This is a genomic window from Vreelandella gomseomensis (genome assembly GCF_031451645.1).
In the GTDB taxonomy this organism is placed as follows: Bacteria; Pseudomonadota; Gammaproteobacteria; order Pseudomonadales; family Halomonadaceae; genus Vreelandella; species Vreelandella gomseomensis.
Window position 1 is genome coordinate 323,695 of the sequence record NZ_JARWAI010000003.1, and the last position, 14,300, is coordinate 337,994.

At 53.6% G+C, this 14,300-nt stretch carries 11 protein-coding genes; 6 read left to right on the top strand and 5 right to left on the bottom strand.

The window, feature by feature from the left end; all coding sequences use genetic code 11:
- Positions 1-44 precede the first annotated feature (44 nt).
- Both recF and gyrB read left to right on the top strand, forming a co-directional pair.
- Positions 45-1,148, top strand: coding sequence for a DNA replication/repair protein RecF (gene recF, locus QC815_RS05620; protein WP_230445398.1), 1,104 nt, complete (start codon positions 45-47; stop codon positions 1,146-1,148).
- Positions 1,149-1,187: 39 nt separating this feature from the next.
- Positions 1,188-3,608 (top strand): DNA topoisomerase (ATP-hydrolyzing) subunit B, encoded by a 2,421-nt coding sequence (gene gyrB / locus QC815_RS05625; RefSeq protein ID WP_230445397.1) that lies wholly within the window; start codon positions 1,188-1,190, stop codon positions 3,606-3,608.
- A 103-nt stretch (positions 3,609-3,711) separates the two neighbouring features.
- On the opposite strand, the gene gmhB is transcribed toward gyrB, so the two are convergent.
- From gmhB to glyQ, 3 genes are all read right to left on the bottom strand, one after another.
- Positions 3,712-4,263, bottom strand: a complete 552-nt coding sequence (gene gmhB, locus QC815_RS05630; RefSeq protein WP_230445396.1) for a D-glycero-beta-D-manno-heptose 1,7-bisphosphate 7-phosphatase — start codon at positions 4,261-4,263, stop codon at positions 3,712-3,714.
- Positions 4,264-4,446: 183 nt separating this feature from the next.
- The gene (gene glyS / locus QC815_RS05635) at positions 4,447-6,513 is read right to left on the bottom strand and encodes a glycine--tRNA ligase subunit beta (RefSeq protein WP_230445395.1); all 2,067 of its coding nucleotides are present in this window, start codon (positions 6,511-6,513) and stop codon (positions 4,447-4,449) included.
- On the bottom strand, positions 6,513-7,472 hold the full coding sequence (gene glyQ, locus QC815_RS05640; RefSeq protein WP_230445394.1) for a glycine--tRNA ligase subunit alpha: 960 nt from the start codon (positions 7,470-7,472) through the stop codon (positions 6,513-6,515). Before glyQ ends, glyS begins: the two co-directional genes overlap by 1 nt.
- A 110-nt stretch (positions 7,473-7,582) precedes the next feature.
- Between glyQ and rfaD the strand changes: the two genes are divergently transcribed.
- Positions 7,583-8,539: an ADP-glyceromanno-heptose 6-epimerase gene (gene rfaD, locus QC815_RS05645; RefSeq protein WP_230445393.1), complete on the top strand. Its 957-nt coding sequence runs from the start codon at positions 7,583-7,585 to the stop codon at positions 8,537-8,539.
- A complete protein-coding gene (gene waaF, locus QC815_RS05650) occupies positions 8,532-9,575 on the top strand; it encodes a lipopolysaccharide heptosyltransferase II (RefSeq protein ID WP_230445392.1) in 1,044 nt (347 codons plus the stop codon). The genes rfaD and waaF overlap by 8 nt, the downstream gene beginning before the upstream one ends.
- On the opposite strand, the gene QC815_RS05655 is transcribed toward waaF, so the two are convergent.
- Complete coding sequence (locus QC815_RS05655) at positions 9,565-11,187, bottom strand: sulfatase-like hydrolase/transferase (RefSeq protein WP_230445958.1); 1,623 nt, start codon at positions 11,185-11,187, stop codon at positions 9,565-9,567. The genes waaF and QC815_RS05655 overlap by 11 nt on opposite strands.
- Positions 11,188-11,394: 207 nt before the next feature.
- Positions 11,395-12,429 (bottom strand): glycosyltransferase family 4 protein, encoded by a 1,035-nt coding sequence (locus tag QC815_RS05660; RefSeq protein WP_230445391.1) that lies wholly within the window; start codon positions 12,427-12,429, stop codon positions 11,395-11,397.
- Positions 12,430-12,500: 71 nt separating this feature from the next.
- On the opposite strand from QC815_RS05660, the gene QC815_RS05665 reads away from it, so the two are divergent.
- Together QC815_RS05665 and QC815_RS05670 are read left to right on the top strand one after the other, a co-directional pair.
- Entirely contained in the window at positions 12,501-13,250 is a 750-nt protein-coding gene (locus QC815_RS05665; RefSeq protein WP_230445390.1) for a glycosyltransferase family 2 protein, read from the top strand.
- 62 nt (positions 13,251-13,312) lie between these two features.
- Positions 13,313-14,215 carry a glycosyltransferase family 9 protein gene (locus QC815_RS05670; protein WP_230445389.1) on the top strand — a complete coding sequence of 301 codons (903 nt, stop codon included), beginning with the start codon at positions 13,313-13,315 and terminating at the stop codon, positions 14,213-14,215.
- The last annotated feature ends 85 nt before the right edge of the window (positions 14,216-14,300 follow it).

Genomic DNA, 14,300 nt, shown 5'->3' on the forward strand with positions numbered 1-14,300 from the left:
ATGCGCCGCCTCTTTTTTATAGCGCACAGCATAAGTGATGGCTAATGAGTCTTCTCCAGCTCAATCTTGACGGCGTACGCAATTTGCAGTCTGTCGATATGGCGCCCTCACCGCGCATCAATCTCATTAATGGTGTCAACGGCAGCGGCAAGACGAGCCTGCTCGAAGGCATTCATATTCTGGGGATGGGAAGATCCTTCAGGGCACGTCAGCTTAAAAACGTGATACAGGCTGATACTCCTTATATGACCCTTTACGGGCGGCTGGAAGGTGATCCTCAGGTCTCGCTAGGGGTGCGTCGATTGCGAGGCTCCAGCGAGCTGGAATTGCGCGTCAAGGGGGACAAGAATGCCAGGCTGGCAGACCTGGTCGAGGTGATGCCATTACAGCTCATCAACCCCGATGCCTTTCGTTTGCTTGAAGGCCCCCCGGCCGGCCGTCGCGAGTTTCTGGACTGGGGGGTGTTTCACGTGAAACATCGTTTTCTCGAAATATGGAAGCGCACCCGGCGAGCGTTGAAACATCGGAATGCGATGTTGAGGCATGGTAGAATAGACCCAAGAGAACTCGGCGTCTGGGAGCAGGAGCTTGCAACATGGGGTGAACAAATGGACACGCTGAGACGTGCCTGGTTTGCTGACTTTCTTCCCGTATTTGAAGAGACGCTGGAGCGTTTGCTTCCGTTGCCGGGCCTGACACTTCATTATGCCAGAGGGTGGGATAAAAAAAGATCGCTGGCCGATGTGTTGGAAGCTAGCCGGGCGACCGATCAACAAATGGGCTTTACCCAGCAGGGCCCCCAGCGCGCTGACTTGCGTATCAAGCTCAACAAGCAACCCGCTATTGAAGTACTTTCCAGAGGGCAGCAGAAACTGGTAGTCAGTGCGTTAAAATTAGCGCAGGGCCGGCTTCTGGAAAGTGCATCACAGCGACACTGCATCTACCTGATTGACGATCTACCCGCCGAGCTAGATGCTCATCATCGGTCGCAGTTTTGTCAGTTACTCGAAGACATGCAGTGCCAAGTATTTATTACCAGCGTCGAACCCGAAGCCTTACGGCAGGCATGGCAGGCTCAGACAACAATTAGCATGTTTCACATGAAACATCGTAGCGATGGATTGAGCCAGCTAGTGCCGGAAGGCTAGGCGACACGGATAGAGACAGACTTCACGACGGAGTGGTCAATGAGCGAGCAGGCTTACGATTCATCAAGCATCAAGGTGCTCAAGGGGCTGGACGCGGTGCGCAAGCGTCCAGGCATGTACATCGGCGATACCGACGACGGCACCGGACTGCACCACATGGTCTTCGAGTTGGTGGACAATTCCATCGATGAAGCCCTGGCTGGCCACTGCAGTGAAATCCGCGTGGTGATCCACCCTGATGAATCCGTTACGGTGAGTGATAACGGGCGAGGGGTGCCGACCGAGATCCACGAAGGCGAAGGCGTGTCGGCGGCCGAGGTCATCATGACCGTGTTGCACGCAGGCGGCAAGTTTGACGATAATTCGTACAAGGTATCTGGCGGTCTCCACGGCGTCGGCGTGTCCGTGGTCAACGCACTTTCCGAAGAGCTGCGGCTGACGATCTGGCGGCAGGGTGACGTGTTTGAGCAAGTATACCGGCATGGCGTGCCTCAAGCGCCTCTCGGCGTCGTGGGTACAACGGAAAAAAGCGGCACGCGCGTACACTTTCGGCCGTCACCGGATACGTTTGGCAATATCGAGTTCCACTACGATATTCTAGCCAAGCGCTTAAGAGAGTTATCTTTCCTGAATTCCGGCGTTGCCATCCGTCTAATGGATGAACGCAGCGGCAAGGAAGAGCTGTTCCACTATGAAGGCGGTCTTAAAGCCTTTGTTGATCACCTCAACAAAAACAAGTCGGTTCTCAACCCGGTCTTCCATTTCAATGCCGTCCGCGAAGATGGCGTCGAAGTAGAAGTGGCCATGCAGTGGAGCGACACGTTTACCGAAAACATCTTCTGCTATACCAATAATATTCCACAGCGAGATGGCGGAACGCACCTGGCGGGTTTCCGCACGGCGCTAACGCGTACCCTGAACAACTATATCGAAGCCGAAGGCTTGCTCAAGAAGGCCAAGGTGAGTACGGCGGGCGACGATGCCCGTGAAGGACTGACGGCGATCATTTCCGTCAAAGTACCGGATCCCAAATTTTCGTCGCAAACCAAGGAAAAGCTTGTTTCGTCTGAGGTGAAAACCGCGGTTGAACAGGAAATGGGTCGCTTGTTTGCGGACTATCTGATCGAGAAGCCCAACGAAGCCAAGGCGATCGTCAACAAGATGCTGGACGCGGCAAGGGCGCGGGAAGCGGCACGCAAAGCGCGCGACATGACGCGCCGTAAGGGCGCGCTGGATATCGCCGGGCTACCCGGCAAACTGGCCGACTGCCAGGAGAAAGATCCAAGCCAATCCGAGCTTTACCTGGTGGAGGGCGATTCGGCGGGTGGCAGCGCTAAACAGGGCCGTGACCGTCGCACTCAGGCGATTCTGCCGCTCAAGGGTAAGATCCTCAACGTCGAGAAAGCACGCTTCGATAAAATGCTTTCGTCGGCAGAGGTGGGTACGCTGATCACGGCGCTTGGCTGCGGCATTGGTCGTGAGGAATTCAATCCCGACAAGCTCCGCTATCATTCGATCATCATCATGACCGACGCGGATGTTGACGGCTCGCATATCCGAACGTTGCTGCTTACCTTCTTCTTCCGTCAAATGCCCGAGCTTATCGAGCGCGGGCATGTCTTTATTGCCCAGCCGCCGCTTTACAAGATCAAACGCGGCAAGCAAGAGCTGTACCTTAAAGACGAGCAGGCCATGGTCGACTACCTGACCACCACGGCACTCGACGGAGCCGGTTTATACGTCAATCCGGATGCACCAGGGATAACGGGCTCGCAGCTGGAAACCCTGGTGAACCAGTACCGCAACGTGATGAAGCGGATTGACCGCCTGGCGCGAGTGTACCCGATCGAGGTGCTCAAGCAGGCCGTTCATGCGACCGGGCTTCAGGGCGAAGCAAGCCTTAAAGACCGTGTCACCATGGAAAACTGGATTGGTGAGCTGCAGAAAGCCATGGACGATAGAGTGGCCTATGAAGGCGGGCCGCGGTACCAGTTCTACCTTCATGAAGATGCGGAGCGTGGTCTGTACCTGCCATCCGTGTCGTTAATTGCCCATGGGGTGACAAACGACTACGTCTGGGGACTGGATTTCTTTGAAAGCGCCGACTATCGTGCGATTGCCGCTTTGGGTGAGACCATCAACGGGCTTCTCGAAGAGGGAGCCTATATCGCCCGCGGCGAACGGCAGAAGCCGGTTTCTCACTTCTCTGAAGTGCTTGCCTGGCTAATGCAGGAAGGCCAGCGTGGCCTGTCCGTACAACGCTATAAAGGCCTGGGTGAGATGAACCCGGATCAGCTGTGGGAAACTACCATGGATCCAGACGGTCGTCGTATGCTGCGCGTCACGATAGAGGATGCCGTCGCGGCTGACATGATGTTCAACACCTTGATGGGCGATGAAGTTGAGCCGCGCCGAGACTTCATCGAATCGAACGCACTGGTCGCGAATCTGGATATCTAAGCCTACTGGCGTGTTTCACGTGAAACATGCCAAGCAAGGCGGAAATCAAAAACGCCGCTCCAGTTTATGCTGAAGCGGCGTTTTTATGTTCTGTTGGTAAGGGTTAAGGTTGGCACAGCCAATTGGTAAACTCAGCAAGGTCATGGAAGACAGCCGACTTTTCCAGCCCGATATGGTTGAGCAGCGTTTTTTCGCCTTTGCCGGTTCTCACCAGGGCCGTACGACAGCCGACGGCTTCGCCGGCCTGAATATCTCTTAAGCTATCACCGACCATCCAACTGCCGTTCAGGCTCTCTAACCCAAGCGCGTTCTGAATTTGAATAAGCAAGCCGGGTAAGGGCTTGCGACACTCACATTGGTCATCAGGCCCGTGTGGGCAATACGCAATATGCGCAATCTGACCGCCTTGCGCGCTTACCAACGCCTCTAGATGGTCGTGCATTGCCTGCAGCGCGGCTTCGCTATAATAGCCCCGTGCAATACCCGATTGATTGGTAGCCACCGCCACCTTGAAGCCCGCTTGAGATAGCCTGGCGATCGCTTTGATGGCATTTGGATAAGCTATCCATTCCGCCAGGGATTTGATGTAGGCATCCGAATCATGGTTGATCACACCGTCGCGATCGAGAATGACGAGTTGGCTTGCGTTTAACATGGGTGTCCTCGGGCCGTTGAACCGGTCATATGCGCCTCAGATTACTATGAGGCGTGCAAGAGTCGAATGTTTCACGTGGAACATTGAGCAGATCGTCACAAAGAAGCCCGGCGCTTTGCAGAGCCGGGCTTCGACGAACCGTGAAAGCTACCGAGATGCCGATGGCAACCGGTAGCGTTTTACCTATTGGGGCAGCTGAGCAATATCGGCCACGGCAAGGAACAACGCTTGAAGGCTTGCCAGCAGCGCAAGCCGATTGCGACGAATGGCATCATCGTCGGCCATGACCATTACCTGATCAAAGAACGTGTCCACGGGGTCACGTAATGTGGCCAGGACATCCAGCGCCTGCTGGTAGTTGCCTGCCGCAAATAGCGGTGACACTTTGCTTTCGCAGGTCGTGACGGCGTCGAACAATGTCTGCTCGGCCCGCTCCTGGAGCAGCGCTGGATCGACCTGGGTGCGGCCATCATGCGACTGCTTGCTGAGAATGTTGGATACGCGCTTGTTGGCAGCTGCCAGGGCGGTGGCTTCCTCGCGCTGAGCAAACGCCTTGACGGCACGCAGACGGCGGGCAAAATCCAGTGGCTTGGTGACTGGGCGGGCGCGTACGGCCAGGTACATTTCGGCGCTGATGCCTTCTTCCTGCCCCCAGGCGCGAAAGCGATCCAGCATGTAGGTAAGAACGTCCTCGACGAGGCCATCGGCCTCAGGCAGGCCCTGATGCTGCTCAGCAGCGACGCTCAGCAGTTCGCGAAGGTCAAGATCAAGCTCGCCCTTCACAAGAATGTTCAGCACGCCGATGGAGGCACGACGCAGGGCGAAAGGGTCCTTTGCGCCAGTGGGGCGCTGGCCAATACCGAAAATGCCCACTAGAGTGTCAAGGCGATCTGCCAGAGCGAGGGCCTTGCCCGTCGCGCTCTGGGGAATGGCATCGCTGGCGAAGCGAGGCAGATACTGCTCTTCCAGCGCTTGGGCCACGTCCTCTGGCTCGCCATCCTGTTCGGCGTAATAACGTCCCATGATGCCCTGGAGTTCAGGGAATTCGAGCACCATCTCGGTGACCAGGTCGCACTTGGCAAGGGCGACGGCGCGCTGGGCGTGGGATACGTCACCCTGAATCTGCTCGGCGATGTACGAGGCGATCACGCGACTGCGGCGTGCCTTATCCGCAAGTGTGCCCAGCTGTTGCTGAAACACGACGCTGTCGAGCTGTGGTATACGCGAGGCAAGCGTGTGCTTGCGGTCGGTCTCATAGAAGAAAGCAGCGTCAGCCAGGCGTGGGCGAATGACTTTTTCATTGCCGGAAATCACCTGCTGCGGGTCGGCGCTGTCGATGTTCGAGATGGTAATGAACAGCGGCTTGAGCTTGCCTTGTGCATCCAGCAGGTGGAAGTACTTCTGGTTGGCCTTCATGGAGGAAATCAGGCACTCCGCCGGCACGTCCAGAAAGCGTTCGTCAAAGCTGCCGGTCAATGCCACGGGCCATTCCACTAGGCCGCTGACTTCTACCAGCAGGTCTTCGTCGATGACGGCATGGGCATCCTGTACTTCAGCCTCGGCCAGTACCTGCTCGCGAATACGTTCACGACGCTGGTTCCGGTCAGCCAGCACATAGGCGTTTTCAAGTGCTTCAAGGTACTCGTCAGCATGCTCAAGCTGAATGGCATCCGGCGCGTGAAAACGGTGGCCATAGGTGGTGCGACTGGCTTCTAGCCCCAACGCCTCTGCGGCAATCACATCGCGGCCGTAAAGCGCCACCAGCCAATGTACCGGGCGAGAGAATTCGATGCGGGAGCTGCCCCAGCGCATGTTTTTGGGGACGGGCAGCGCGGCAATCGCCTTATGAAGGATGTCCGGCAGCAATGCCTGGACGCTCTCACCCGGCTGCTGTTCGCGGTAACCAAGCCAGGTGCCTTTATCGGTTTCAAGGTGAATCAGCTCATCCACGCTGACGCCACAGGAGCGGGCAAACCCTTCCGCTGCCTTGGTGGGGGCGCCGTCTTTAAAGGCGGCCGCCAGCGCCGGTCCACGACGTTCCACCTCGCGGTCAGGCTGTTTATCGGCAAGTGCTGTGACCTGAACCGCCAAGCGTCGCGGCGTTGCGAACGCATTAACGCTTTGGAAGGGAATCTCGGCGTCCTGCAGGCCTTTCTGGATGCCCGCCGCAAAAGCATCGGACAGTACATCCAATGCAGTGGGTGGAAGCTCTTCCGCGCCCAGTTCCAATAAGAGCGTATCAACAGCCATTATGCGTCTCCCTCGTCAGCTAATAGTTCGCGGCGCAGTGATTCATCGGCCATGGGGAAACCTTCTGCCTTGCGCGACGCAAAGTAGGCAGCGGCCACGTCCCGTGCCATGGTACGAACGCGTAGAATGTAGCGTTGGCGTTCGGTGACCGAAATGGCATGGCGGGCATCTAACAGGTTGAAGGTGTGCGATGCTTTCAAGACTTTTTCGTAGGCGGGCAGCGGTAGGCTGGCCGCCAACAGTTTGCTGCACTCTTTTTCCTGATGGTCGAAGTCAGCAAACAGCTGGTCGACATCGGCGTGTTCAAAATTGTAGGCAGACTGCTCGCGCTCATTTTGCAGATAGACATCGCCATAGCTGACTTCACTGCCGTCGGGCGCGATGGCCCAGACAAGGTCGTAGACGCTATCGACGTTCTGCAGGTACATGGCGATACGCTCGAGCCCGTAAGTCAGCTCGCCGGTGACCGGGTAACATTCGATACCACCGGCCTGCTGGAAGTAGGTAAACTGGGTAACTTCCATGCCGTTGAGCCATACTTCCCAGCCAAGCCCCCAGGCCCCAAGCGTAGGGGATTCCCAATTGTCTTCGACAAAGCGCACGTCATGGATCAGCGGATCAAGCCCGAGGCGCTTGAGTGAGCCAAGGTACAGATCCTGAAAATGGCTGGGCGACGGCTTCATCACAACCTGGAACTGGTAGTAATGTTGAAGGCGATTGGGGTTCTCACCATAACGGCCATCCGTCGGGCGGCGAGAGGGCTGAACGTAGGCGGCATTCCAGCTCTCCGGGCCGATGGCGCGCAGGAAGGTCGCGGGATGAAAGGTCCCCGCACCCACTTCCATATCGAGCGGCTGGAGGATAACGCAGCCCTGTTCTGCCCAATACTGTTGCAGCGCAAGGATCAAGCCTTGAAAGGTCGACACATCAGGCGTCGATTGGTTTGTCGAGACACTCATCGCGGAAAGCACCGTTGGCCATGAATTCATTAGCCGTCAAGTATACAATCCCAGGCAGATAGGTTATAGGCGCGCAAGCCAACAGAACCGCTTTTGGTAAGGAGAATGAAATGATTGTTGTAACCGGCGGCGCTGGTTTTATCGGTGCCAATATCGTCAAGGCGCTGAATGCGCGGGGACGAAACGATGTGATGGTGGTCGACGACCTGCGCGATGGCACCAAGTTTGTCAATCTGGCGGACTGTACCCTGGCGGATTATCTGGATAAGGATGATTTTCTAGCGCGGGTAAGGCAAGCGCTGCACGGCGAGTCGGTTGATTTGCCGCCCATCGAAGCGATTTTCCATGAGGGTGCCTGTTCCGATACCACGGAATGGGACGGTCACTACATGATGGACAACAACTTCGAGTACTCAAAGGTGCTGCTGAACTACTGTGAAAAACGGGGTATTCCGTTTATTTACGCGTCGTCGGCAGCTACCTACGGCGGCAGCGAGGTATTCAAGGAAATCCCCGAGTGCGAAAAGCCGCTCAATGTCTACGGCTACTCTAAACTGCTGTTTGATCAGCATGTGCGCGCTCGCTGGAATGAACTGACGACCCAAGTGGTCGGTTTCCGCTATTTCAATGTGTACGGGCCCCGGGAACAGCACAAGGGCAAGATGGCGAGCGTGGCCTATCATAATCACCTGCAAATCCGTAATGACGAAACCCTGAAACTGTTTGGCGCCTATGCGGGGTACGAGGCGGGTATGCAGAGCCGCGACTTTGTCTATGTGGGGGATGTCGTCGATGTGAACCTGTGGTTTCTGGATAACCCGAAGGCATCGGGTATCTTCAACCTGGGTACCGGCCGTGCAGAGCCGTTCAAAGCCATCGGTGAGGCGGTGATCGATTACTACGGTAAAGGCCAGATCGACTACATTGCCTTCCCTGAGGAGCTGAAGGGGCGCTATCAGAGCTATACGCGTGCCGATATCAGCCACCTACGTGATGCTGGCTGCGACGTGGAATTCAAAACCGTGGCGCAAGGGGTAAAAGCGTATATGGAGTGGCTTAATGGCTAACACCGCGATGCGGCTATTGGTCATTGGGCCATCCTGGGTGGGCGATATGGTCATGGCACAAAGCCTGTTCATGACGCTGAAAGCACGCTATCCACATGCCACGATCGGTGTGGTAGCGCCGGCATGGTCGCAGCCTATCCTTGAACGCATGCCCGAGGTGGATGAAGTGCTCCCGCTGGCGGTGGGCCACGGTGAGTTCGGGCTTGCCAGTCGACGGGATCTCGCCAATCGCCTGAAAGGGCGCTTTGATCGCGCTATCGTGTTGCCGCGCTCGTGGAAAGCGGCCCTGGTGCCTTTCATGGCACGGATTCCCGAGCGGGTCGGCTTTTTGGGGGAGCACCGCTATGGGCTTCTGAAAGAGCGTCGCAAACTCGACAAGCAGGTGCTGGATCAAACCGTCAAGCGGTTTGTATCGCTTGGGTTGCCGCTGGAGGAGGTGGTGGGAGGCGACTTCTCTATCCCCAAGCCGCGGCTGACCATCGATCGGGACAATCTCGTCAATTTACGCCTGGCTCACGCGCTTTCCTCGCGTCCGGCCATCGGTATGATGCCCGGGGCAGAATATGGGCCAGCCAAGCAATGGCCGCCTGCCTACTTTCATCAGCTCGCCAAGAAGCTTATTGCCGACGGCTATGAAGTCCGTGTGCTCGGCGGCCCCAAGGATCACGACGTTGCTGAGACCATCGTGAAAGACCTGCCCCAAGCGTACAACCTGTGTGGCAAGACGGCGCTGGCAGATGCCGTGGATCTGCTGGCCGACTGTCGCCAGGTCGTGACCAACGACTCAGGTTTGATGCACGTAGCCGCAGCGGTGGGCGTGCGTATTCATGCGCTTTATGGCTCATCGTCACCTGCCTATACACCGCCGCTCACCGATAACGCGACGATCCATTATCTCGCGCTGTCCTGCTCGCCATGCTTTGAGCGTACCTGCCCGCTGGGTCATACCAACTGTTTGAATGAGCTCCACGTGGACTCGGTCTATCAAGCGATTCTGGCGGATCGTCAGCGTGAGAACGTGATCGTCAACGCATGATATCGACTTCGTCCGTCCGGTCAGCCGGGGTTTCAATCACCTGTTCCTGTGGCGTCGTGCTGTCCGTATCGCGTCGCTGAGGCGCGAGGCCTTCCCACAGGCGATGTTGCAAGGCGGTTTCCTCGCGTAGGCGCTCGTTCAAGGTGTCAAGGCCATGGCGCTCGACCAGGGTTTCCTTGTCGCCAAGCAACGACACACCGAGCCCTGCACGGTGATCGTCCAGGGTGAAGCCGAGAGATTCCAGAAGCGTGGGAAAAACATCGAGCATGGTCGCATCACGCTGGACGCGCCGTGGCGATAAGTGATCGCCCAGCAGCATAAAGGTGTTCTGCCGATCCAGCCTCGTCAGCTCATCCCATACCGAAACGCGCATGGTGAGGTGATCGCTCATGATCGCGACGAGCGTATTATCGAGTAACCCTTGGCTATCCAGACGATTGATCAGATTGCGGGCCAGCCAGGCAGAGCATTCGACCGAGTAAAGGATGTCCTGCCCGTCGAAGGGCCCCTGACGTTCAATACAGGACTGGGCGGGAAACCCATTGGGCGCATGGCCGGCAATGCTCAACGCCACCACCCCCCAGGGGCCGTCATCCGCTTCGTCTAGGCGGCGAATTTCGTCAACCGTCATATCATATAGACTGTCGTCAAAAAGCCCCCAATCATTGACGTACGCAGGGTTATCAAGCTGTCGGGTTAACTCGTCTTTCCCTTGCACGCTTTGAAACTGGTGACCACGATAAAATAACCCTTTTCCGGCAAATTCCTTACTGGCGCCACCCAGGTAGCTTAACCGATAGCCCTGAGCCGCCAGGATATCGCCCAGGCAATCAATGCCAGGGACAACGCTTTTCAAGGGTTCGAACTGGCTGTCATGCAGAAGACCGGCCGGCATCAGCGGCACGCCGCACTGGCTGGCAATCATGCCGGCCATGGTCCAACCGGTATCTTCCATTTGGCGAACGCCCTCAAACACGACACCGCGTTCGCCCAAGCGGTGAAGGTCGTCGTAGGCGTTGCCAAACTGCTCATCGCTGTAGGTACGCTCGATACTTTCCAGATAAAGTATCAGCAGGTTGGGAGCATCATTCTGATCGGACGCAGTCGGCTCGACATAGCGATGGTCAAGCCAGTCGGCATCGTCGGCGACCACGGCTGCACTGCGCTGGCCTAATCCGTAAAGCATAGGGTTGCTGGCCAACAAGCCAAGCGCCAGAAAACGTTCCATTAACCGCCATCGCTGATCATTTCGCGATAGCCAGGTGACGGAAATCAGTACGCCAAGCATACTCAACGTATAGACAACGGCGGTGATCATTTTTCCTGCGCCGCCGTGATCGGCCATACCGGCCTGTAGGTGAAAAAAAACCGCACCCAGGTCGACATTACCGAAACTGTCCGCCAGGTAAACATAGACGCCCCACAGGCTCAGTGGCACCAATGACCACGGCCATACCTTACGGTAGCGCGCATTGAGCGGTCGTCCCCAGCGTAATTTGATGCCGACGCCTACCCAGACGAGCGTAAAGAAGAACAGCGCCCACCAAGGCAGACGAGTCAGTACCGTGATGGCATAACCAAGGCTCAGGCCTGTTATTGTTAACGCTGTCAGCTCTCGCTTCGCGGCACCTAATGCGGTAAAAGAGAATATACGTATGATGACACCCACCTAAATATGAATAGTTAAAGCACGCAATAGAAGATTAATCGCCATGGTGATAGCGATCTCCGGGTACCAGGCGATGAACCGCATTTAGTGTATAAAGTTTTAGCTTGCTAAGGTTTTTATAAAATTTTTCAGGAGCAAAAAACACATTCACTAACTCACGATTGCTTGGTAAAGCTGATTGTATGAATCAGCCATTGATCGGGGGTCGTATCGATCTAGATGCTTAGTGGCTCCTTGGACTAAGTGCTGTCGAAGAGCTGAATTTTCCTTTAAATATATAATACCTTTTGCAAGAGCGGAAGCATCATTGGCTGGTATAAGTAAGCCTGTCTTTTGATGTTTTACAATATCAGGTATGCCCCCCACATCGCTAGCAATAATAGGCACTTTTGCATTCATGACGTCAAGTAAAATAGAGCCTAAACCCTCATTGCGAGAAGGAAATGCAAATAGGTCAAATGCACTAATATAGTCCAGTATATTTGTCTTGAAACCCATCCAATTAACATTGGTTGACTGCTCACTTTCTTTCCTTAGTGAGGCCTCATCGTCACCTTGCCCAAAGAGTAAGAAAACTATATCTGGGTAATCTTTTTCCATTAACTTTGCAGCTTCTAATAGCACACGTTGTCCTTTGTGCTTATCTACTAAAGCGCCTATATGCCCTACAATGAATCTTTTTGCATACTGACTGCGAAGCGATGCCGCAGTGTCAGCGCTCGGTGCTGAAGGCGTCAGGGCACTGGGTATTACGGGAATGGGCACGCGAGTTAAAGCAGATAGTTCAGTTGCTATGACATTGGAAATGGCAACACAGCAATCTGCTTTCCCATAGAACATGAGATTAGTGCGTTTTCGCTTGATCGGCGTGTCGACACGTCGAGTGATTATGTATGGAGTTTTGTACAGTGTTCGATGCAGCCAAGCCCAGTGTACGGCTTTTGCCTCATGAGCATGGACAATATCGGCATTGCCTGTAACATGGTGGCCCCATAACTGGTGTTTAGCCGAGACAATGCGCACACTGGCCACCTTTGCAAGCTCCTCGCGCATCGGCGAGTCAGGCCGACAAACGAGGGTCTGGGAAACCGTTGGGTACAGTTCTCCAAGCGCTTCAATGAGCAGTACGGTTTGCCGTTCTCCTCCGCGAAAACCCTTCGCCAGATTAGCGTGTATAATATGCAAGAAAGGCTCCATCGCGTTCAACGTTATAACGCTATCATATCATTGTCTCCCTTCCAGAAAAGGATTTACCGATGATGCCCATAGGGATGAGTGTTGTTATTATTACCCGCAATGCGGCGTCGACCCTGGTATCGACGTTAGACGCGCTCAGCGAGTTCGGCGAGGTCGTTATCTATGACAACGGCTCGATTGACGAAACGCCAAGTATCGCCGCTCGTTATCCTAATGTTTCTTTGCATCAAGGTGAGTTTTTCGGTTTTGGCTTAACCAAACGCCATGCGGTCTCACTGGCGAAGAACGACTGGATATTATCGCTTGACGCCGATGAGGTGCCAAGTAAACGGTTAACTACCGAATTACGGCAATGGATCGCTAGTGCTCGTTCCTGTGATATCGGTAATGTCCTGCGAGAAAACAGCATGTTGGGACGACCTGTACGCCATAGCGGATGGGGAAATGACTGGTTGGTGAGGCTGTTCAACAGGCGTGATTATAATTTTAACGACGCCATGGTTCACGAGTCGGTGGAAATTGACCATAAGGCAAATATTATACAGCTCCCAGGCTGTATCGAGCATGCGGCGGTTACAGACTTATCTCAATTTCTAGAAAAAATAAATCGCTATTCCACGTTACGTTCGAATTCCGGTAAGTTAAAGAAATATTCTCCTGGGGTGATTTTTCTTAAGTCAATTTTTGCGTTTATACGCACCTATTTTTTTCAGCTCGGTGTATTGGATGGCTGGAGGGGGCTGGTGATTGCCGTTGCAAATGCAAACGGCGTATTTTGGAAGTATATTAAGTTCTATAACGTAAAGTGATTAGCTAGTAATTCTGTGGCATGTTTTTCAGTATGTTATAGATTATAATTTTGAGGTGTTTCTTGAGCTTTCAAACAAAAGTTAAATGCATAGCGGTTTTTTTGCATAATAGGCCTTTTTTCGGTGCCCATGTTGTACATGCTCCGTTTTTATCTCTTTTAAAAGAGAGGTATCCTCATGCTATGGTAGTTGGGATATCAAGGAGTAGTGGTGCTGATTTTCTGGTTGATGCTGGCTTTTTAGATGCAGTTGAAGTGTTAGAAAAAAGCGGTTTTTTATACTTGAATAAGAAATATAAGTTTGACATGGGTTTTAATCTTCGGCCATCAAGTGTAAGTACCGCACTTTTAATGCTAGCGCTTCGTATACCTCGTAGGGTTGGTTTTAAAGGTAAAGCTAGCATTGCATATACTAAATCATATCCGTTGAATACTTCTTTGTATAGAGCTGATTTATTTTTGTCGTTGTTAAATGTTTCTTCTTCCTTGGAAGCATGTCCCTACGTAAGAAAGATGTTTTTACATGAAAAAAACGATAACTGTAAATTTTTAATAGCCCCCGGAGCCGGAGGGGAAGAAAAGAAGTGGCCTCTTGAATATTATATCGAGCTAGCTGATATGCTCTCGGATTATCAAGATAAATCTGTGTGCTTTATTACCGGGCCCCAAGAAGAAGCAGAGAAAAAAATCCTTGAAAAAAAGGGGTTTAACGTTGTCCATAATGCCAGCATAGTATCGCTGTTTAGTTTGATCAGAAATTGTGAAATTTTCATTAGTAATGACTGTGGTCCATCACATGTTGCGCATATAATGGGCGTTAAACAAGTGGTTATTTTTAAAAAATATTTGCCTGAGTGGTTTCTTGAGAGAGGGAATAGTAGTTATTTGGCTTCTGAAAATAATTTAGCCTTTATCAAACCTTCACAAGTGATGGAGAAGTTTCTTAAACTTTATAGCCACTCATAGTGTTTATTTTTCCAGGGTTTTAATATTATGAAGCTTTGGAACGATATTTTGAGAACATTCTTGAAGTGGTCTATGTAAAAAGTCG

What these genes read in the sequence shown, in the direction of transcription:
- waaF (WP_230445392.1), top strand. Translation starts at nt 8,532, where the DNA reads ATGGCTAACACCGCGATGCGGCTATTGGTCATTGGGCCATCCTGGGTG.
- glyS (WP_230445395.1), bottom strand. Translation starts at nt 6,513, where the DNA reads ATGGCTGTTGATACGCTCTTATTGGAACTGGGCGCGGAAGAGCTTCCA.
- QC815_RS05665 (WP_230445390.1), top strand. Translation starts at nt 12,501, where the DNA reads ATGATGCCCATAGGGATGAGTGTTGTTATTATTACCCGCAATGCGGCG.
- recF (WP_230445398.1), top strand. Translation starts at nt 45, where the DNA reads ATGAGTCTTCTCCAGCTCAATCTTGACGGCGTACGCAATTTGCAGTCT.
- glyQ (WP_230445394.1), bottom strand. Translation starts at nt 7,472, where the DNA reads ATGAGTGTCTCGACAAACCAATCGACGCCTGATGTGTCGACCTTTCAA.
- gmhB (WP_230445396.1), bottom strand. Translation starts at nt 4,263, where the DNA reads ATGTTAAACGCAAGCCAACTCGTCATTCTCGATCGCGACGGTGTGATC.
- gyrB (WP_230445397.1), top strand. Translation starts at nt 1,188, where the DNA reads ATGAGCGAGCAGGCTTACGATTCATCAAGCATCAAGGTGCTCAAGGGG.
- rfaD (WP_230445393.1), top strand. Translation starts at nt 7,583, where the DNA reads ATGATTGTTGTAACCGGCGGCGCTGGTTTTATCGGTGCCAATATCGTC.